Origin of the sequence: Actinomyces israelii (genome assembly GCF_030253495.1) — a bacterium.
Classification (GTDB): domain Bacteria; phylum Actinomycetota; class Actinomycetes; order Actinomycetales; family Actinomycetaceae; genus Actinomyces; species Actinomyces israelii.
This window is the reverse complement of the sequence record NZ_CP124548.1, coordinates 418,949-438,582: the sequence shown is the minus strand read 5'-3', so window position 1 is coordinate 438,582 and position 19,634 is coordinate 418,949. Positions and strand designations below refer to the sequence as shown.

The window sequence follows — 19,634 nt, the reverse complement described above, 5'->3', positions numbered from 1 at the left end:
AAAATGTAACGTGGTCCCGAAATGGCCTATAAGCGGCACATATCACACCCGTGGACGCACCATTGTCCTACCACAGGCGGGGCGCCCGTCACATTCTCCCGCCGCGCCCCGGCCCAGTCCCGGAACACGGCCGCGACGACGGCCGCGACGCACAGTCGCGGCACAGGAAACTCTTGTTGGATGTTCCTATGAGCACCTCCTCTGAGACCCTCACCCGCCCCGACGGCTCACCCGTGCGCGTCCTCGTCGTCGACGACGAGCAGATGCTGGCCGACCTGCTGGCCTCGGCCCTGCGCTACGAGGGCTGGGAGGTGACCACCGCGGGCACCGGCGTCGCCGCCGTGCGCGCCGCCCGGGAGATCGAGCCCGACGTCGTCGTCCTGGACATTATGCTGCCCGACTTCGACGGCCTGGAGGTCATGCGCCGCATCCACGGCCGCCAGTCGAACGTGCCCGTCCTGTTCCTCACGGCCAAGGACGCGGTGGAGGACCGCGTCGCCGGGCTGACCGCGGGCGGCGACGACTACGTCACCAAGCCCTTCTCCCTGGAGGAGGTCGTCGCCCGGCTGCGCGCCCTCCTGCGCCGCTCCGGCGCGAGCGCCGAGCAGCGCGACGAGCTGCTGGAGGTCGGGGACCTGCGCATGAACGAGGACTCCCACGAGGTCTGGCGCGGCGAGGACGAGATCCACCTGACCGCCACCGAGTTCGAGCTGCTGCGCTACCTCATGCGCAACCCCCGGCGGGTCCTGTCCAAGCCCCAGATCCTGGACCGGGTGTGGAACTACGACTTCGGCGGTCAGGCCAACATCGTCGAGCTCTACATCTCCTACCTGCGCCGCAAGATCGACAAGGGCCGCGAGCCGATGATCCACACCATGCGCGGCGTCGGCTACGTGCTCAAGCCCGCCGACCCTGGCCGGTCGCAGGGCTGAGGCCGCCGGGGCCGGATCGTGAACGCCCAGTACTCCTCCGCCTCCGGGCTGCGCCCGCGCAGCCTGCGCACCAGCCTCGTCGTCGGCGTCCTCGGGCTCGTGCTCCTCATGGCGGCCGCCATGGGCGCGTTCTCCACGCTCACGCTGCGCCACACGCTCATGAACCGGCTCGACGACCAGCTCACGGCGGCCTCCCACCGCGCCGAGATGCGCCGCCACGGCACGGAGCACGACGAGTCCGACCTCAGCGGGGACGCAGTGGCCCCCGCCCCGTCGTCGTCCGCCTCCGCCTCCCCGCAGCCCGGCGCCTGCGAGACCCCGGGCCCCGGCAAGGCGCCCGGGGACGCCAGGCCGATCCCCGCGGGCCTGGACGCCGCCGGGCAGCCCGCCGGCACGCTGACCCTCATCGCCTCCGGTGCGCGCGACAGCCAGGACGCCCAGGGCTCGGCATCGACCTCCTCAACCGTGACGGCCGGGTACATCGACGACGACGGCCACTACCAGGGCCTGACCCAGGCCGAGTGCCAGGCGCTGCTGTCCCTGGAGGTCACCGGGCGGCCGGTCACCGTCGACATCGGTTCCCTGGGCTACTACCGGGTGCTGGTGACCAAGGACACCAAGACCGGCGACATCGTCATCACGGGCCTGTCCATGAAGGTAGACAACGCGCTCGTGCGCGCCCAGCTCCTCATCGAGGGGGCCATCGCCGTCGCCGGCACCCTCATTGTGGCGCTGGCAGGCAGCGTCATGGTGCGCTCCGCCCTGGCTCCCCTGAAGCGGGTCGCGTGCACGGCCGAGCGCGTCGCCTCCCAGCCCCTGGCGCGCGGCGAGGTCAGCATCGACGAGCGCGTGCCCGAGGCGGACCTGGCCTCCTCCCTGGAGGTCGGCCAGGTCGGCGCGGCGCTCAACACCCTGCTCGGCCACGTCGAGGAGGCCCTGGCGGCGCGGCAGCGCAGCGAGACCCAGGTGCGCCAGTTCGTGGCCGACGCCTCCCACGAGCTGCGCACCCCGCTGGCCTCGATCCGCGGCTACACCGAGCTCATCGCCCGGGAGGGGGCCGACGCCGCCCTGCCCGAGGAGGCCGTGCACGCCCTGGACCGGGTGCACTCCGAGTCGCTGCGCATGAGCCGGCTCGTGGAGGACCTGCTGCTCCTGGCGCGCCTCGACGCCGGGCGCGAGCTGCGCCGCGACGAGGTGGACCTGGTCGGCATCCTGCTGGACACCGTCTCCGACGCCCACGCCGCGGGCCCCGACCACGTCTGGGACCTCAGCCTGGCCGTCCTCGACCCGCCCGCGGACCTGAGCGAGGACGAGCGCGAGGACTTCGAGCCCGAGCCGCCGCTGGTGCTGGGCGACGAGGCGCGCCTGCGCCAGGTCATGGTCAACCTCCTGGCCAACGCCCGCGTCCACACGCCGGCGGGCTCGCGGGTGAGCGTGACCCTGACGCGCCGCCCGGTCGGGGGCGGCCCCGACGGCGCCGGCTCCGGCCCGCGGGGCGCACCGTCCGGACCCGACGCCCCCGAGGCGGGGACCGGCGAGCCGGTCGACCGGGCGGAGGCCCGCGGAGCCGGGGACGCCGGACCCGGGGCCGCCCGCGGTCCCGGAGAGCTCGTCATCACGGTCGCCGACGACGGCCCGGGCATCGACCCGGAGGTGCGCGACAGGATGTTCGAGCGCTTCGCCCGCGGGGACGCCTCGCGGGAGCGGCGCACCGGGTCGACGGGCCTGGGCATGAGCATCGCGCTGGCGATCGTCCAGTCCCACGGCGGCACGCTCACCGTGGACTCCCGGCAGGCTCCCGAGGGCTCCCCCGAGGGCGCGCCGCACGGGACGACCTTCACGGTGACGCTGCCCGCCGCCGGCGACGACGCCGCGTAGAACCGCCGGCCGCCGAGATCGGTCGAGCTCCGCGCCGAGATCGGTTCGCACAGCATCCGCGACGGCTGCGCGCGGCCCGGCCCTGCGTCAGAGCCTGTGCCGCGCCGTCCCCCAGTCGGTCAGGTCCACCAGGGCCGCCATCGCCAGGCAGGTGATTCCCACGACGGCGGCCGACCCGGTGGCGTAGGAGGCGAAGAGCACGCGGCGGGTCGCCAGCGCATCGATCCTCATCCAGACCCAGACGCCCAGGAGGACCGCCGCCAGCGTGCTGAGCGCGCCGAGCACCGCGAGCAGGGTGTTGCCGGTCTTCTGGGCCCGCAGGCGCGGCAGCGGCGGTGGGCGGCGCGCGGCGTCGTCGGAGCTCTCCCCGGCGTCCCCGGCCCTTCCCTGCGGGGCGCCGTAGAAGGTCGAGTCCCACACTCCCCCGGCCACCGCCAGAGCGCCCCAGGCCACGGGCAGGAGGACGGCGGTCATCACGTCGGAGGGGCGGTGCCACTGACACACGAGGGTGGAGTAGCCCATGGCGATGGCGAACAGCGCCCCCGCCCAGGCAGACAGCGCCCGCCACCTCCTGCCCGACAGCAGGATGAGGGCGACGGCGGCCGAGGTCGCCATGGTCGTGTGGCCCGAGGGCAGGGTGTTGGCGTTGTCCCAGCGCGCGGAGATGTTGTAGTCCGGCCGCCACAGGATCGAGTACTTCAGGGCCTGGGCGGACAGGTTCGACCCCACCACGGCGATGACGGCCCACACCGCCCGCCGATGGCTCCTGCGCAGCAGGCCGATGAGCAGAATGATGCCGACCAGCGCCGCCGCGGCCTGGATGGAGACCACCGAGAGCACGGTGTGGGCCAGGGCGCTGATGTAGTGCGCGCCGATCTCGGACCCCTTCAGCGCGGCCGCCTCCAGCTCCTGGCCCCTGCGGGACAGGACGAAGACGCCCCACAGGCCGAGGATCATCCCCAGGCAGACCACCGCGAGCAGCGCCCCGCGCAGGCGCAGTCGCCTGGCAGGGCTGTGCGCGAGCGGGCGGAAGAAGGTCACCGGCAGATCGTAGGAGCCGATCCTGGGTGTGTCGGCGCGCTATCTCACTCCCCCGGGTACGACGTCCACCACACGGTTCCCTCGGCGGCCCGCCCGGTCGCGCGGTCGCCGGCGCGAGCGCGCCCGGTCCGGGGAGCGGGCGCTGATTCCGCGCCGCGGCCGCCCGCAGCGGGCACCGACCGCGAGGTCAGAGAAATATCAGGAAAACGTTATCGAAGCGTAAGGAAGCCGTCGCCCGCGAGCGCGCGTGTCGCCGCCACGAGGTCGGCCCGCAGCGCCTCGGCCTCGGCGCCCGCCGGCCCCGTCAGGCCCGTCTGCCCTGTGAGTGCGGCCACCGCGCCCGCGATCTGGGCCACGCTGAGCTCGCCGTCGGCGACGTCCACCAGCGCCGCGAGCGCGGTGTCGGCCCGCACCGTGCGGCCCAGGCCGCCGCCCTGGCGGATGAGGATGACGGTCGGGTCGCTCGCGCCGGGGCGCAGGTGGCGCTCCTGGGTGACGTCGGGGGCGACGACGGGATGCAGCGCGGCCACGTCGTCGTCGCTCATGGCCGCCAGGCGGCTGCGCGCGGCGATGACCTGCGCCACGTGCTCCCCCAGCGGCCCGGAGGGGGCGGCGCCCACCTCCTCCAGCACTCGCCAGGGCTCGCGTCCGCCGTCGTCGGGGCCGGGGCGGTGCACGATGAGGTAGCCCAGGCCGACCGCCTCGATGCCGCGGGCGGCGAAGTCGTCAATCCAGGCGCCGAGCCGGGCGTTGAAGGCGGCCTCGTCGCGCTCGGGGGCGGTGCCGCCGTCGCGCAGCCACATGGCGGCGTACTCCACCGGGTCCTGCCGCTCGCGCTGGACGACCCAGGCGTCGAGGTCGTCCGGCAGCCAGGCGCGCACGCGCTCGCGCCAGTCATGCCCGCGGTGGTGCTCCCAGTTGCCGAGCATGACGGCGGTGCCGCCGGGGCGCAGGTGCTCGCCGACGGCGGGCACGAGGGCGGGCAGCACCGGGGTGCCGGCGTCGCGGTACTCCATGAGCGGCAGGCCGGCCTCGCGCACGGCGGGCGGGGTCAGGACGAAGGGCGGGTTGGCGGCGATCAGGTCGAAGTCGCGGCCGGCCAGGGGCTCCAGGAGGGAGCCGCGGACCAGCTCCAGGCGGTCGGGGCCGGTGCCGGCCAGGGCGGTGTTGAAGGCGGTGAAGGCCAGGGCGCGCGCGGAGATGTCGGTGGCGGTGACGCGGTCGGCGTGGCGCAGGAGGTAGAGGGTCTGGATGCCGCAGCCGCAGCCCAGGTCCAGGGCGGCGGCGACGGGGGCGCGCGGGGTCAGGCCCGCCAGGGTCAGGCCCGCTCCGCCGATGCCCAGGACGTGGTCGGGGGCGAGCTCGCGGCCGGTGGTGAGCTCGCCGAGGTCGGAGGCGATCCACCAGCGCACGTCGCCGGTGTCGTCAACCGCCTCGTGGGGGCGCAGGTCGACGGCGGCGCGCACGACGGCGGGGCATGGCCCGGGGCACGACGACGGGGCCGCGGCGTCGGGCCCACCGGCCCCGGCGGGGCGGACGAGGCCCATGGCCAGCGCGCCACCGGCGCCAGTGCGCGGCAGGGCGGCGTCGAGCTCGTCGGCCCCGACGGGCTCGCCGAGCATGAACAGGGCGGTGAGCACCGCGACCGGGGACGGGGCGGCGCCGGTGGCGCGGCTGTCGGCCAGGGCCGCGCGGACGGCGCGCAGGGCGGGCAGGCGGATCTCACGGCGCAGGGCGTCGTCGGCGACCGGCCCCAGGAGGCGCCGGGTGGACTCCACGCCCCAGCCGCCGGCCGTCAGGTCCTCGCGCAGGGCGCAGGCCTGCTCCGCCGTGGCGACGGGCGGCGGGGGCGAGGGCGGGGACGGTGCGCTCATGGGATGACCGTAGCGGTGCGGCGCCCGCGCCGGCTCAGCCCGCCGGGCGCGCGGCCCAGCCCCAGGTCCACGCGTCCGGGGAAGAGGGTCGTCAGGGTGGCGAGGCGCTCGGCGACCTGCAGCGAGCCGTGGCGCATCGCCATGATGCCGCCGGAGCCCGCGCGGATGCGGTCGGTCGCGTCCAGCATGTGCATGATGAGCAGGCCGGGGGCGCTGGAGGCGAAGGCGCTGGTGCTGTGGCGCTCGGCCAGCCAGAAGCGGTGGTAGCCGCTGTCCTCCAGGCCGCGGGCCAGGCGGACCGTATCCTCAATGTCCTCAGTGTCCTCAATGTCCTCAACGGCCCGGCGGGGCGTCCGGCCCGCGAAGAGGGAGATCTGCTCGAGGACGCTCAGTCGCATGCGGGTCTCCTTCAGAACGTGTGCGCGTCAGGCGCGCAAGGCTTGCGCGGCTCGTGCACGAGGCCGTCGGGCCCGACCGGGCGCGCAGGGGCGCGCCTTCGATGACGCGGATCGGAGAGTTCTGGCTGCGGGCCCGACCGGGCGCGCAGGGGCGCGCCGCCGTGACCGGCCGTGGCGACGGGGCAACACGCCGACGACCCCGCCACTCCGCCGCGCGCCCCACAGGGACTGGCGCCGGCCGGCGCCGCGAGGCGTGGGGAGAACGACGGCGCCATAACTTGTTCTTCTGCACCTATCAAGAATAGGTTGTTGGAAATTATCGCCTATTGGTTCTACCGTGGTGCATGCGCACAGACCGACGACCGACCACCTCAGGAGGCAGCACACATGCCCGTTCTCACCATTGGCGACCAGTTCCCCGACTACGAGCTCACCGCCGTCGTCCCCGGCAACCTCAAGGACGTCGCCGCGGACAGGCCCGAGGACTACTTCACCACCGTCTCCTCCGCCGTGCCCGAGGGCACCTGGCGCGTGATCTTCTTCTGGCCCAAGGACTTCACCTTCGTGTGCCCCACCGAGATCGCCGCCTTCGGCGACCTGTACGAGGAGTTCAAGGACCGCGACTGCGAGGTGGTGGGCGTCTCCACCGACAACGAGTACACCCACTACGCCTGGCGCCGCAGCCACGAGGCCCTCCAGGACCTGCCCTTCCCCATGGCGGCCGACCTCAAGCGCGAGCTCGTGAGCGCCCTGGGCGTCCTGAACCGCGACGGCGTGTGCGACCGCGCCACCTTCCTCGTGGACCCGAGCAACACCATCCAGTTCGTCTGCGTGGACGCCGGCAGTGTGGGCCGCAACACCGAGGAGGTCCTGCGCCAGCTCGACGCCCTCCAGTCCGACGAGCTGTGCGCCTGCAACTGGAAGGCCGGCGCCGCCACCATCGACGCCCTGTCCGAGATGAAGGGCTGACTCGGACACCGGCCCGCCCACCACGGCCCCGAGCACGACCCGGGCACCGCCGGCACCGCCGTCGGGCCCATTGACAGACCACCACCCACGACCTCACGTAAGGAATACGCATGACCATCGCCACCCTGCGCTCCGCCCTGCCCGACTGGGCCAAGGACCTCTCGCTGAACCTGTCCAGCCTCACCCGCGCCACCACGCTGACCGAGCAGCAGCAGTGGGGCGCCTTCCTGGCCGCGGCCGCCGCCACCCGCAACGAGTCCGTCCTGGTGCAGGTCGCTGAGGAGGCCCGCGATCACCTGAGCGAGCAGGCCCGCTCCGCCGCGCTCGGCGCCGCCGCGATCACGGCAATGAACAACGTCGCCTACCGCACCCGCCACTTCCTGGGCGGCGACTACGACAACGAGCGTGTGGGCCTGCGCATGAACATCATCGGCTCGGCCGGCGGGGTCGAGAAGGTCGACTTCGAGCTGTGGATCCTGACGGTGTCCGCCATCAACGGCTGCGAGAAGTGCGTCACCTCCCACGACGCCACTGCGCGCGCCGAGGGCCTGACCACCGAGCAGGTGTGGGAGGCCGTGCGCATCGCCGCGACCATCCAGGGCGTCGCCCAGGCGATCGGCGTCGTCGAGACCCTGGGGTGACGGCGGGACATCGACCTTCCGGGCGCATCGGCCCGCGCACCTGCTGCCGGTTCAGCTGCGGGGGTCGGCGTCGATGGCTCCCTGGACGTCGTTGAAGAGCAGGTTGGAGATCTCGACCTGCACCACCTCCACGTGGGGCACGTCGTGCAGGAGGAGCGGGTCGTCGGCCGAGGTCTGCAGCGCGAGGGTGCCGCAGCCGAAGAAGCGGTCGGTGAGATCCTTGTCCAGCTGGATGTCGGAGATCCGGGTCAGCGGGAGGTCGTGGCCCACCCGCTTGAGGACGCCGGAGCGGGTGATAATGCGCTTGGTGGTGACCGTGTAGGTGCGGGTGTACCACTGCAGCCACGGCACGATGAGCAGCGGCACGCTCACCACCAGCACCACCGCCCAGATGCCGATCAGGCTCCAGGGGGACCACGAGGCCGGAGCCAGCACCGAGCCGACGACGCCGGCCACGAGCAGCACGACCTCGAGAATGATCCTCCACAGGAGGAGCTTGATGTGGGTGTGCATGTGCCGCACCACGACCTCGTCGCGGCTGAGCAGCTTCTTCGACAGAGCCATGGGCATATCGTGCCATGACTCGCCGGAGCTGACGGCTCTTCGCGGTGCGCCGCCGAGGTCGGTCAGCTCCGGCTCGAGATCGGTAGGTCTCCGCACCGAGATCGGTCCGGGGCGCCCGGCCGCCGCACCGCGCGCAGCAGGCGTAGACTGCTCATGAGCACCCGCAGCGACGCGTAGCGTCCGGCTGCGGGTGCTCACGCGTGACGGGCGCCGCCGTCGAACCCACCGCCCCACGGATGAGGAGCCTCGATGAGCACGCCCAGCACCCCGCCCGCCGCCGGCGCGCCCGACACGCAGAAGCCCGCCCCCGGCGCGCCCCTCACGGTCAGGGGCCGGACCGTGCGCCCCGCCGTCGTCCTGGTCACCTGCTGCACGGCGCTGTTCATCTCTTCCATGAACGCGGCCCTGATCAATGTGGCCCTGCCGGTCATCCGCGCGGACCTGGGCGCCTCGACGACCCAGCTGCAGTGGGTGGTGGACGCCTACACCCTCATGATCGCCGCCCTCCTGATGGTCAGCGGCTCGATGGCCGACCGCCTCGGGCGCAAGCGGGCCTTCATGACGGGCCTGGCCCTGTTCGCCGCGACCTCGGCCCTGTGCGCCCTGGCGCCCACGATCACCTGGCTCATTGCGGGCCGCGGCCTGCAGGCCGTGGGCGGGGCGCTGCTGACGCCGGTCGCCCTGTCGATCATCTCGGCGACCTACACCGACCCGGCGAGGCGGGCCGCCGCGATCGGCGTCTGGGGCGCGGTCACGGGCCTGTCGCTCGGGCTCGGGCCGCTCATCGGCGGGCTGCTGACCGACGCCTTCGGGTGGGAGGCGAACTTCTGGCTGAGCGTCCCGGTGTGCCTGGCCGCGCTCGCGGGAACGGCGCTGTTCGTCCCGGAGTCCCGCGCCGCGCACCCCCGCCGGTTCGACCCGGCCGGCCAGCTGCTCATGATGGTGCTCCTGGCGGGGACGGTCGGCGCCCTCATCGAGGGCCCGGACAGCGGCTGGTCCTCCGCGCCCGTGCTCGCGGCGGCCGCGCTCGCCGCAGTGGCCCTGGTGCTCTTCATCGCCGTGGAGCAGCGGGTCGCGGAGCCGCTGATCGACCTGCGCTTCTTCCGCTCGGCCGCCTTCAGCTCCTCGGTACTCATCGCGGTGGCGGTCTTCACCGTCCAAGGCGGATTCCTCTTCCTCATCTCGCTGCTGCTGCAGGGGCCCTTCGGCTACTCGGCGCTCACGACGGGAGCGCTCATCCTGCCGATGGCGGCGGTGCTGGCGCTCAGCTCGCCGACGTCGGGGCGGCTGGTGGGCCGCCGCGGCACCCGGCCGTCCCTGGTCATCGGCGGCGCGGCGATCGCGGTGACCGGCATCTTGCTGGCGCTGATTCGCAGCGGGACCCCGGCCTGGTACCTCATCGCCGCCTTCATGGTGCTGGGGGTCGGGCTCGGCTTCGTCAACCCGCCCATTACGACGACGGCGGTGGCGGGGCTGCCGCTGTCGCAGGCGGGTGCGGCCTCGGGGATCGCCTCGGCCTCGCGCCAGGTGGGGGTGGCCCTCGGCGTGGCGGTGGCCGGCCTGGTCACAGGCGCCGACGACGCCCGCCTCATCGCGGCGAGCCACCCCGTGTTCTGGCTCGCCGCGGTTCTCGGGCTGGTGGTCGTGGCCCTGGGCGTGGTCTCGACGAGCGCGTGGGCGCGGGGGACGCGTCGCCGGCTCGACGCCCTCTTCACCGGCTCGGGCGCGTAGGTCCTGCTGCGGAAGTCGTTGGAATCGGGTGCGAGGAACTGCGCGATTCCCCGGTATCGCTGTGCGGGCCGGGCGGCGCGAGGAGCCGGAGGCGCGCGGGGCACCAGTCTCCCGGGGCGCCCGGGTGCCGCGCCCGAGCGCAGCCCGCCGGAGCGCCGCCGTCGCCCCGCACTGCCCTCGGCGCGTCCCTCTTCGTCGAGATCGGTTCAAGGAGGCCGCCGGGGCGCCGTCGTCCCGGTGGCCTTCGCGAAGGCCCCTCCGGGACCGCAGGCCGCCACGGGGCCGGCCCCGCACCTGATGAGGAGGACCTCCATGACGCCCCGGGCTGACCACATCCACCACCTCCCGCTGATCCATGACCGCCGCAGGGATATCGCTTACTACGCTCCTTCGTGCCTTACTACGCTCCTCTTAGCCGTACAGAAAGGAACAAAGGAGCGTAGCAAGCGATGGCGCGCTCGGTCGCCCCGGTCGCACAGCCCAGTCCTTCCCGGGTGCGGATACGGAGGCGTCGCAGCCCCGGCCCTGGCCGCAAGGAGTCAGTCTGCGTCCTTGTGATCGTGGTCGCCGGCACCCGGCCCGCCGGCTCATGGTGGCCGGACCCCCGGGTACTCCGGCCCCGCCGGCGCACCAGCACGGGCCGGGCGGCCGCGTTCCTGGCGGCCAACGGTCTTCTACCTTCCGAGTCGCTTCTGCACCCCTTCGCCAAGCACGCCGCCGCCCTTTCTCAGACATCCCGCCCCGCCACTCCCGGCGCCGCGCAGCCAGACGCCCAGCCCCCGGACCTCAGCCGACCCGCCGCCCAGCCCCTCCTCACCCCTGGACGGTGGAATGCCCCCGCGGCACCCTCCCACCCGACTCACCACTGCTCCGGGCCGGCAGACCACTGACAAGCAGCCACCAACGCGATCGCCCGTCCCCTTCACCCACGGCCCCGCGCACAACCCCCCAAACCCGAGCCACCCGACCGATCTCGGCGAGTCACCCGTGCAGCAGGTCCAGTCCGACGCTCGCCACCACCGGCACGATCCCGAGCACAATGAAGGCGGGCAGGTGGCACAGCCCCAGCGGGAGCACCAGCCGCACCGCCAGCCTCTCGGCCGCCTCCTCGTCGGCCGCCCGCCTGCCGGCGCGCAAGGAGGCGGCCGTCCCCGCCAGCAGCGCCACGGGAGAGGCCCCGTCCTCCCAGCCAGGACGCAGGCACCCCTCCAGCCGCGTGCGCCGCTGCCGCCACGCCTCGTCGTCGGGGGCCTCCCAGGCCTCGTCCCAGTCGGCGCCCAGCAGCAGCGCCCGGCCCACCACCGCCAGCTCGTCCTCCTCCAGCGCCTTCCCGAGGGCCTGAAGCGTCCCGGGCAGGGACGCCCCGCAGGCCAGTGCGGCGGAGGCCAGGTCGAGTACGAGCGCCTCGTCCACCCGGCTCCTGCTCGCCGTCGCCGCCGCGACCATCCGCGCCGTCACCCGGTGCCCCGCGACCATGAGGCCGACGCCGAGAAGCCCCAGCGCGCTGCCCAGGCCACCGTCGAGCAGCACCTCCTCGGGCCGGGCCCCCACGGCCGCCCCCAGCAGCAGCCCGACCGGCGGCAGCGCGGCCAGCATCCTGGCCGTGGACCGCGGCCCCGACAGCGCGGTGCGACGCGAGGACTCGGCGTGCCCGGACTCGGCGACCCCGCCGGCGACCGCCTCCAGGACCTCGGCCAGCGGCGCGCCGAGCACGGCGGTGAGCCTGCATGCCGCCACCGCCCCGGGCGCTGCAGCCGCGGCGGCCCGCTGCCGCTCCCGGACGGCCCGGCGCCCCGGTCCCGGCAGCGGCGGGCGCCACGCCCACCGGCCGTCCGACCGCACCGGCCGCCACTGCTCGGGAGCAGCCCGGCCGAGCCCCAGGAGGGCGGGCGGGACGCCGTCGTCGCCCGGCTCCGCCCCCTCGAGCACGCCTCCGCGCGCCAGAGCCCGGGACCAGGCTCGCTGCGGCGTCGCCCCGGCGCGCAGCAGGGTGGCGACCTCGGTCAGGAGCAGGCCGACGTCGAAGTCCTCCCGGGGCCGCGCCGGGGGTCCGCCGCCCAGCCCCGGAGCGGCCATGGCACCGGCGTGATGGGCGCCCATGCCGGCGGGGCGACCCCGACGAGCCGGCAGTGCGACGACGGCGGCCGCCAGCGCCACCAGCAGCCCGACGGCGATCACGCCGAGATCCATCACGCCCCGCTCCTCAGCGCCGCCGCGACCGGCCCGCCCCCGATGCGCTCGCCCAGCCGGTCGGCGGCCGGCCCGGCGCTCACGGCGCCGTCAAGGGAGACCTGGAGCGCATCGTCGCACACGAGCCGCCCCCGCACGCCCCGGCGCAGCATGCCGATCCCGGCCACATAGCGGCGTGTGCCGGACGGGGCGCCGCCGGCTCCACCAGACGGGCCGTTCGGCCCGCCGCCCGCCGCGCCGTCAGTGCGCCGCAGGTGGACGACGGCGTCCAGGGCGCTGACGGCCTGGGCGGCGACCGCGGCCTCATCGAGCCCAGCCAGAGCCCCCAGCGCCGTCAGGCGGGCGGGGACGTCGGCCGGGGAGTTGGCGTGCAGGGTCGCCCAGCCGCCCTCGTGCCCGGTATTGAGTGCGGTGAGCACGTCGCGCACCTCGGGGCCGCGGCACTCCCCCAGGACAATGCGGTCGGGCCGCATGCGCAGCGCCGTGCGCACGAGCGCGGTCATGGGCACCGCCCCGACGCCCTGGACGTTGTCGCCACGCTCCTGGAGGTGGACGACATGGGGGTGGTCGGGGCGCAGCTCGGCGGCCTCCTCGATGCACACAATGCGCTCGGCGGTGCTGACCAGGCCGAGGAGGGCCGCCAGGAGGGTCGTCTTGCCGGTGCCGGTCGCCCCGGTGATCAGGCAGGAGGCCCGCGCCCCAACGAGCTCGGCCAGCACCGCGTCCAGGCCGAGCGCGACCGTCCCGGCCTCGACGAGCTCGTCCAGGGTGAAGGCACGACGCCGCTTAGTGCGCAGGCAGATGAGCGTGCCGTCGGCGGACAGGGGCGGCAGGACCGCGTTGAGGCGGGTGCCGTCGGGCAGGGTCGCGTCCACCACAGGGCTGGCATCGTCCAACCGGCGCCCGCAGGAGGCGGCCATACGCACCGCGAGCGCACGCGCCCGCTCTTCCGGCAGGGCGGCGGCGTCGATGCTCTCCAGGCCGCGGCCGCGGTCGATCCAGGTGCGCCCCGCCCCGACGAGGACGTCGGTGACGCCGTCGGTCTCCAGCAGCGGCTGGAGCACGGGGCCCGCGCCCTCGACGTCGGCGCGCACGCGGCGGCTCAGGCGGGCCAGGCCGCCGGCGCCGGTGGTGGGCGCGGCGGCCCGGCCCAGAGCGCGCTCCAGGCTGACGCCGCGGGCCAGCGCCCCGCGCACGGTGGCGAGCTCGTCTCCAGTGGTGCTCCCAGAGCCTGCCGCACCTCCGGCACCCGCTGCGCCCCCGGCGCCGTCTCTGTCCCGCCCGGCGGGGCCTGGGCCCTGCCGCGGGCTCACCACGGCCGCTCCGTCCCGACGAGCCCGACGAGCTCCGCCGCCACGGCACGGGCCGCGCGGCGGGCGCCGCCGCGGCCCCGGGTCGGGTCGTCGCCTCGCGCCACCCGCTGAGCGACGGCCCGGTCGTGAGGAATCCTGGCGACCACCGGCGCCCTGGCCATGACCGTGAGGTCGTCGGCGGTGACGTCCTCCCCGACCAGGCGCACGGCCAGCGCCACCGACCCGCCCTCGGCCGGCCGGGCGCGGGCGGCCAGAGCCTCGGCGGCGACGGCCGAGCGCAGGTCCAAGCCGGTCACGAGCAGGACGAGGCAGCCGGACGGGACCTCGGCGCCGCGGGGCAGGTCGACCAGGACGAGGTCGTGGTAGGCGCGCAGCGCCTCCAGGGCGGGGCCGACGCACGCCGGGCTGGAGGCCCCGCCGCGCCCGTCTCCGGTCAGGACGGGCATGCCGAGCCAGGTGGGCAGGGCGGGGACCAGGCGGTCGGGGCGGAAGGCGGCCTCCTCGGCGGGCAGGTCGCCCCAGCGCAGGCCGGGGACGACGTCGTCACCGATGAGCAGGCCGAGGCCACCCGCCGGGTCTGCGTCCAGCAGCGCCACCCGGGCGCCGGCGACGGTGCAGGCGCGCGCGAGGTGGAGCAGGAAGGTGCTGGTGCCCAGTCCGCCGCGGGCCCCGGTGAGCGCGACGACGCGGGCGCGCGGCGGGTGCTGGGCGCTCAGCAGGGCGGCGACGAGGCGGTCGGGGCCGTCGGGCGCCGCGAGCTCCTCCAGGGCAAGAGTGTTCAGGCGGCTTCTGCCCAGGTCCTCGACGGGGGCGTCGGCGAGCACGTCGGCGGCGCCCAGGAGGAGGACGGCGGCGGCGGTCTCCGTGAGTTTGTCGACGACGTCGGTCAGGTCGCTCACGGGGCACAGCACCGGGTCGCCGCCGGTGCAGGCGCGCACGAGGGCGAGGACCTCCTCGGTCCGGGGCTCGGACAGGGCGTCGGACAGCGCCTCCGACAGGAGATCGGGCGGAGACGCGCCCGGCGGGAGCGCGGCGGGGCACGCCGGGTCGTCCGGTGCGACAAGGGCGACGGCGTCGGCCTCGGCGGCCTGGTCGGGGAGGTCCGCCAGGACGACGGGAACGGCGGCGTCGGCCGAGGCAGGGGCAGCGGCCTCGGCCTGAACGACAGCATCGGCCCGAGTGGCGGTGCCCGCCCGAGCGGCGGGAACTGCCCAAGGCGTGAGAACGAGGACACGGACGTCGGGCGTCGGCGGCGCCTCGTCGGCGACGGGCGCTGTGGACGCAGCGGGCACGGCGCACCGAGATGCGGGGGACTGCGCCGGGCGCGACGCATCCGCCGCGAACCGGGGGCCCGGCGCGTCCGGGAGGGCCGAAGGTGTGGTCGAGTCGGACACGGCAGCTCCTTGGGGCGAGGAAGGGGCGGAAGAAGGCAGAAGAGCACAGAGCGGACGGTGCGGAGACCGGGGCATCCCCCGCCCGCGCGGGGCGCAGGCGCCCCGCCTCTGCGTCTCCAGGGTGGGCCATGACACCGCAGTGCCGCATCCAACCGTCTTGAGCCCTGTGGAAAACGGATGCGCGACGGCGCCTGTGAAGCCCGCCTCCGCTGGCGCCGGTTCTGTCCGGCCCTCGTGCCCGTTATCTTTCGCCGAGATCGGTTCACTTCCGCGCCGAGATCGGTTCGAGGCGCCGGCCCGACGCACGCCGGGCACGCCGGGCGTCTCCGCGTCTCGGACAGCGATGGCCCCACGCGCCTTCGGCTCCTCGTACCGCCCTACCCGCACCGCCAAACCGCGGAGTCATACCGACTCCCCACCGCGCCTGGAGGACGCTAAGTCGTCCGGCCGAGTGTCCAGACAACCCGCCGCGCCCGTCCTGTGTCTTGCGGCATACTGGTCCTGCCTCCACAGCGCACCCCGGGTCAACACAGCATCAGCTCTGCCGGGGAGTGCACCGAGAGAGGGTGAGGCTGGGCACGTCGTCGAAGAACCGGAAGCGTCGCCCCCGTAAGAAGGGGAAGAAGGCACGCACGGGGATGACGGGCTCGCAAAAGGCCCAGATCTGGCGGACTGCGTTGGAGATGCTTCCACCGTCGATCTGGGCCCTTGCAGCTCTGATCAACGCCCTGACGGGTCGTTGAGTCAACATCCCAGTCGATTCTGAGGAGCCATCCGGTGGTCGCCGAGTGACTCCCCGTTATTGTGCTTCGCCGGGGCTTCCCGCGTCCACAGCACCTGCCGCCTCGCCGCCCGAGCGCTCCAGCCGCCGGCTGAGCGCCCCGGAGCAGCACATCCTCGCACCGCCTCGCACAGTCGAGTATCCTTGTGGCACCTGTCACAGCGAGGAGCGGGAGGTGAGCGACCGTGACGACCCCCAGGAGCCCCGGCGCCACTGACGGCAGCGCCCCGCCGGCCGCGCCAACCCCGCCGGCCGCCCCGCCCCCCGGCGGCTCCCCCGCACGCACCTGCGCCTACTTCGACCTCGACAAGACCATCCTGGCGACCTCGACCACGCTCGCCCTGGGCTCCCCCATGCGACGCAGCGGCCTGATCTCGACCGCCGCCCTGGCGCGCGGTGTCATCGCCCAGCTTCCCTACCTCCTGGTGGGCGCCAACGAGAACCAGACCGGCCGCCTCATGGAGCGCCTCGCACTCATGTCCGCGGGCGTCGAGCGGGCGGACATGCAGGCCGTCGTGCGCGACGCCCTGGCTACCGTGATCGAGCCTGCCGTCTACGCCGAGGCCCTGGACCTCATCGCGGCCCACCATCGAGCCGGTCACGACGTCGTCGTGGTCTCGGCGTCCTCGGCCGAGATGGTCGAGCCGATCGCCGCGCTCGTCGGGGCGGACCGCGCCATCGCCACCCGCATGGAGGTCGACACCGAGGGCCGCTTCACCGGCCGGATCGAGCACAGTCTCCTGCACGGCGCGAAGGTTGACGCCCTGGTCGCCGACGCGAGCGCGCACCGCATCGACCTCGCCCGCTCCTGGGCGTACTCCGACTCCATCTCCGACCGCCCCATGCTCGAGGCTGTCGGCCACCCGGTCGCCGTCAACCCCGACCGCGACCTACGGCGCCTGGCCGCCGCACAGGGCTGGCCGGTGCGGGACTTCGAACGGCCGGTACGGGTGCGCGTGCGGATCCGCATGCCCCGCCCGAGCCTGCCCGACGGCTCGCGGCTCCTCTGGGGCGCAGCCGGGCTCACCGGACTCGCGGCGGCCATTGTCGTCGTCGGCGCAGCGACGGCGGTGCGCCGGGCTCGCCGCCCTCGCTAGATGTCGGACGTCCGGACGCTGCGCCCGCCGCCCCTCGACCCCTGTCACCCTCTTCGCCGAGACCGGTTCAAGGGGGCTCAGCGGGCCCTCTGCCGGACCTCCACCAACCCTCCGGGACTCTCAAGGATCCCCGACAGTCCAGGCGTCGACCAGAAAAAGGTGGCTCCCACGCACTTTTAAGGTGCTCATCGGTCTCGGGCGCAGCGGGGATCGGCGTGATTCCGCGGTTCTGCGGCGAGGGAGGGGCGAGGATCGGTGCTAAAAGTGCGTGGGAGCCACCTTTTTGAAGTACCGCAGCCCGCAGCGGAGCGCCAGGCAGACGCCTCGAACCGATCCCGACGAGAAGAAGCCGCAGGCCCCGGAAGCAACCATCTAAAAGACCAAGCCCGGGTGCTCGTCCCTGTCCGACCGGCGCGGTCGTACCTCAGCTCGCGCGAGGACCGGGCGGAACCCGCCTCGCCTCGAAATCAGTCACTCAGAGCGGGCGCCGCTCACTGCGTGCGACTCGCCCGCTCGAAGGGCTCTGGAACACGACGAACTGACGCTGACATTGAGCGCGCCGCCCTCTCGCGGTCGTAGATCAAGGTCCTGTTACAAGAGCCGTGAAACCCGGTCCGCACCGACCACCCCCGCACTTTGGCACCAGGATCCAGCCGGCCCGGCCGGCACCGACCCGAGCGCCTCAGCCGGCCGCTGTCGTCCCGGCCAGGACGGTGCGGCAGACCGCCTGCGCCTCCTGGATCCCCACCAGGATCGCCTCGGCCTGCCACACGACCCACGCCACGACGCCGTCGCGGGTCCCGCCGGCATAGGCGGCTGCCGCGTCCGCGTAGGCCAACGGCACCCGGCCCGCGTACTGGTCGGTGACCGCCACCCCGGTCGGCTCAAGCCCGTCGCGAGTGATGAGGTGGCGGACCAGAAGCCTGCCGACGGCCGCGTTGCCCACGAGGAAGGGCCGCACCGCCACCATCTCCCCGTGCACGACGGCGGCCCGCACGAGCGCCGGTGCGCCGGGCAGGTCGATAAGACGGGCCACGCCCTCCAGGCGTGCCGTCAGTGCCTCGCCATCGGGCGCGGTGCCCGGCCCGCCCTCCACGGGCGCGGTCCCGGCCGGCCGGGGAGCGGCCACGGCATCCAACGGAACGCGCCCGGCCACGGCGATGGGCCCGACGACGTCCCGGTGCAGGGCCGCGAGCAGCGCCCGGGGGCCCGGCTGGGCGGGTCGGGCGTCGCCGCGCAGGTCGGGCATCCAGGTCGTCAGCCGCACCCCGGCCCGCCACAGTCCGGCGACGACATCCAGCGACGGCTCGCCCGTGGACGCCTCGGTGAGACCGCCGGAGGCGACGGCGTCGCGCAGGACGGAGGCGGGCAGGACCACGCCCTCCACGCCGCCGGAGGCGATCGCGCCGCGCACCGCCGCCTCGGCCCGGGCCTCGCGCCACCGTCGCCGCAGGGCCTCGTGGAACCGCAGCTCGGCCGAGGCCTGGCGCAGGGCCTCCTCGGCGCGCACGACCCGGGCGTCCGCAGCGATCGAGCGCAACGCCTCGGCGGCCGGGTCGGCGCCGGCCGGGCCGCCGACCCGGCCGCCGAGGCCACCCGCGCCGTCAGGACCGGTCGGGCCGCTGGAACGACCCCGTGGCCGGACGTCCGGCCCCTCGCCCCGCCTGGGGCTCGGACCAGGCCCGGGCCCGATGCTCACCGACATGCTGATCACCGCACCACTGTAGACAGCCCGAGAGGCCGGGAATGCCCGGCCCGGCGGAGAATTGTAGGCTTCGAGCCGTGACCCCCGCACAATCCCCCGCCACCCGCACCGCGCCCCCCACGCCATCGGGAGGCGTGCCGGTCGCCCCGCGCTCCCGGCGCGCCGACTACCTGCTGACCGCCGCCGTCGGGCTCGTCCTGCCCCCCATGATCATGGCGCCGCTGGGCATCGCCTCCCGCTTCACCGCCGTCGGCCGACTGCTGCCGGCTGTGCTCTTCCTCGCCCTGACACTCCTCGTATGTATTGCGTCACAATGGCTTTTCGCCGCCCGCTCCTCACTGGGAGGCCTCGTGGCGGGCTTGACGGCACTGGCCGTGCAAGCGGTGGTGCTCCTGGCCCCGCAGGGCGCCCAGTCCTCCCCCATGCCGTGGGCGCGCGCCTTCATCCCCACCGGCGCGCTGCTGGTGACGGCGGGGGTGCTCCTGGGCGGCTCGTGGGGCATGCGCCACGCCCGTCGCTCCGGGCGAGCCGACGCCCGCCTGGCCGTGCGCCTGGCCGCAGCCGACCGCGCCCGGGGGGTGACGCCGTCCGCCCCGCCGTCCAGGCGCCGCGCCCACGCCCTGTCCTTCGTAGTGACGGCGACGACGGTTCCCGGCGCGCTGCTGCTCCTTCAGCACGGATACGCCGAGCTGGTCGGCCCGGGCCGCTCAGGCCTCTCCGGAGCGCCGACGGCGCTGGCCGCTCTCGTCCTGCTCGCAGCGGGCGCCTTCTTCACGGGCCGCTCGACCCTCGGCGCCCGGGCGATCGGACCGCTGCTCGTGCTCGCCGGCCTGCCCGCACTGCTTCACGGCGTGTGGCCCGCGGCGCCGGGAGCCGCACGGCTCGCGCGGTGGCTGCCGAGCGACCCGACCGGGGTGGGGCTCATCGCAACCGGCCTGCTGCTGACGACCGTGGGCTGGGGAGTGCATCTGGCCAGGCGTCAGGGCCGGGCCGGCGAGCTGGCCGGGCTCAAGAGCATGGAGACGACCACGCCGGCGAACGGCACCGCCCGCCCGTGAGCCGGGAGAGCCCATGGAGAACCGCAGCCCACAACGGAGGCCCCGGCACGCCTCCTCCCAACCAATCC

Annotated in this window: 14 protein-coding genes and 1 pseudogene; 7 read left to right on the top strand and 8 right to left on the bottom strand. The window is 74.6% G+C overall.

Going from position 1 to position 19,634, the window contains the following annotated elements; all coding sequences use genetic code 11:
• The first annotated feature begins 188 nt into the window (after positions 1–188).
• Positions 189–932 (top strand): response regulator transcription factor, encoded by a 744-nt coding sequence (locus AIF0345_RS01710; RefSeq protein ID WP_043562348.1) that lies wholly within the window; start codon positions 189–191, stop codon positions 930–932.
• A 108-nt stretch (positions 933–1,040) separates the two neighbouring features.
• Positions 1,041–2,810, top strand: coding sequence for a sensor histidine kinase (locus AIF0345_RS01705; protein WP_268917558.1), 1,770 nt, complete (start codon positions 1,041–1,043; stop codon positions 2,808–2,810).
• A gap of 87 nt (positions 2,811–2,897) precedes the next feature.
• Here AIF0345_RS01705 and AIF0345_RS01700 read toward each other — a convergent pair whose 3' ends face one another.
• The 3 genes and pseudogenes from AIF0345_RS01700 to AIF0345_RS01690 all read right to left on the bottom strand — a co-directional run.
• On the bottom strand, positions 2,898–3,851 hold the full coding sequence (locus AIF0345_RS01700; RefSeq protein ID WP_268917522.1) for a phosphatase PAP2 family protein: 954 nt from the start codon (positions 3,849–3,851) through the stop codon (positions 2,898–2,900).
• 209 nt (positions 3,852–4,060) lie between these two features.
• Positions 4,061–5,725, bottom strand: a complete 1,665-nt coding sequence (locus AIF0345_RS01695) for a class I SAM-dependent methyltransferase (protein WP_268917521.1) — start codon at positions 5,723–5,725, stop codon at positions 4,061–4,063.
• A gap of 38 nt (positions 5,726–5,763) precedes the next feature.
• Positions 5,764–6,123, bottom strand: a pseudogene (locus tag AIF0345_RS01690) (LLM class flavin-dependent oxidoreductase); the annotation flags it as partial.
• 387 nt (positions 6,124–6,510) lie between these two features.
• On the opposite strand from AIF0345_RS01690, the gene AIF0345_RS01685 reads away from it, so the two are divergent.
• Complete coding sequence (locus AIF0345_RS01685; RefSeq protein ID WP_285296932.1) at positions 6,511–7,092, top strand: peroxiredoxin; 582 nt, start codon at positions 6,511–6,513, stop codon at positions 7,090–7,092.
• Positions 7,093–7,202: 110 nt separating this feature from the next.
• The gene (locus AIF0345_RS01680) at positions 7,203–7,733 is read left to right on the top strand and encodes a carboxymuconolactone decarboxylase family protein (protein ID WP_268917520.1); all 531 of its coding nucleotides are present in this window, start codon (positions 7,203–7,205) and stop codon (positions 7,731–7,733) included.
• 51 nt (positions 7,734–7,784) lie between these two features.
• Here the strand turns inward: AIF0345_RS01680 and AIF0345_RS01675 are convergent, their stop codons facing one another.
• Complete coding sequence (locus AIF0345_RS01675) at positions 7,785–8,297, bottom strand: PH domain-containing protein (RefSeq protein WP_285296931.1); 513 nt, start codon at positions 8,295–8,297, stop codon at positions 7,785–7,787.
• Between the two features lie 249 nt (positions 8,298–8,546).
• Here AIF0345_RS01675 and AIF0345_RS01670 point away from each other — a divergent pair, with 249 nt between their 5' ends.
• Positions 8,547–10,028, top strand: a complete 1,482-nt coding sequence (locus AIF0345_RS01670) for an MFS transporter (protein ID WP_285296930.1) — start codon at positions 8,547–8,549, stop codon at positions 10,026–10,028.
• Between the two features lie 981 nt (positions 10,029–11,009).
• On the opposite strand, the gene AIF0345_RS01665 is transcribed toward AIF0345_RS01670, so the two are convergent.
• From AIF0345_RS01665 to AIF0345_RS01655, 3 genes are all read right to left on the bottom strand, one after another.
• Positions 11,010–12,218: a hypothetical protein gene (locus AIF0345_RS01665; protein WP_285297873.1), complete on the bottom strand. Its 1,209-nt coding sequence runs from the start codon at positions 12,216–12,218 to the stop codon at positions 11,010–11,012.
• The gene (locus AIF0345_RS01660; RefSeq protein WP_285297872.1) at positions 12,218–13,414 is read right to left on the bottom strand and encodes a TadA family conjugal transfer-associated ATPase; all 1,197 of its coding nucleotides are present in this window, start codon (positions 13,412–13,414) and stop codon (positions 12,218–12,220) included. Before AIF0345_RS01660 ends, AIF0345_RS01665 begins: the two co-directional genes overlap by 1 nt.
• A gap of 113 nt (positions 13,415–13,527) precedes the next feature.
• Entirely contained in the window at positions 13,528–14,925 is a 1,398-nt protein-coding gene (locus AIF0345_RS01655; protein ID WP_285296929.1) for a cellulose synthase operon protein YhjQ/BcsQ, read from the bottom strand.
• Positions 14,926–15,891: 966 nt separating this feature from the next.
• Between AIF0345_RS01655 and AIF0345_RS01650 the strand changes: the two genes are divergently transcribed.
• Positions 15,892–16,803, top strand: a complete 912-nt coding sequence (locus AIF0345_RS01650; protein ID WP_285296928.1) for an HAD family hydrolase — start codon at positions 15,892–15,894, stop codon at positions 16,801–16,803.
• A gap of 682 nt (positions 16,804–17,485) precedes the next feature.
• On the opposite strand, the gene AIF0345_RS01645 is transcribed toward AIF0345_RS01650, so the two are convergent.
• Positions 17,486–18,508: a Fic family protein gene (locus tag AIF0345_RS01645; RefSeq protein ID WP_311136109.1), complete on the bottom strand. Its 1,023-nt coding sequence runs from the start codon at positions 18,506–18,508 to the stop codon at positions 17,486–17,488.
• 77 nt (positions 18,509–18,585) lie between these two features.
• On the opposite strand from AIF0345_RS01645, the gene AIF0345_RS01640 reads away from it, so the two are divergent.
• The gene (locus AIF0345_RS01640) at positions 18,586–19,566 is read left to right on the top strand and encodes a hypothetical protein (protein WP_268918530.1); all 981 of its coding nucleotides are present in this window, start codon (positions 18,586–18,588) and stop codon (positions 19,564–19,566) included.
• The last annotated feature ends 68 nt before the right edge of the window (positions 19,567–19,634 follow it).

What these genes read in the sequence shown, in the direction of transcription:
- AIF0345_RS01710 (WP_043562348.1), top strand. Translation starts at nt 189, where the DNA reads ATGAGCACCTCCTCTGAGACCCTCACCCGCCCCGACGGCTCACCCGTG.
- AIF0345_RS01705 (WP_268917558.1), top strand. Translation starts at nt 1,041, where the DNA reads ATGGCGGCCGCCATGGGCGCGTTCTCCACGCTCACGCTGCGCCACACG.
- AIF0345_RS01695 (WP_268917521.1), bottom strand. Translation starts at nt 5,725, where the DNA reads ATGAGCGCACCGTCCCCGCCCTCGCCCCCGCCGCCCGTCGCCACGGCG.
- AIF0345_RS01685 (WP_285296932.1), top strand. Translation starts at nt 6,511, where the DNA reads ATGCCCGTTCTCACCATTGGCGACCAGTTCCCCGACTACGAGCTCACC.
- AIF0345_RS01680 (WP_268917520.1), top strand. Translation starts at nt 7,203, where the DNA reads ATGACCATCGCCACCCTGCGCTCCGCCCTGCCCGACTGGGCCAAGGAC.
- AIF0345_RS01675 (WP_285296931.1), bottom strand. Translation starts at nt 8,297, where the DNA reads ATGGCTCTGTCGAAGAAGCTGCTCAGCCGCGACGAGGTCGTGGTGCGG.
- AIF0345_RS01670 (WP_285296930.1), top strand. Translation starts at nt 8,547, where the DNA reads ATGAGCACGCCCAGCACCCCGCCCGCCGCCGGCGCGCCCGACACGCAG.
- AIF0345_RS01665 (WP_285297873.1), bottom strand. Translation starts at nt 12,218, where the DNA reads ATGGATCTCGGCGTGATCGCCGTCGGGCTGCTGGTGGCGCTGGCGGCC.
- AIF0345_RS01645 (WP_311136109.1), bottom strand. Translation starts at nt 18,508, where the DNA reads ATGTCGGTGAGCATCGGGCCCGGGCCTGGTCCGAGCCCCAGGCGGGGC.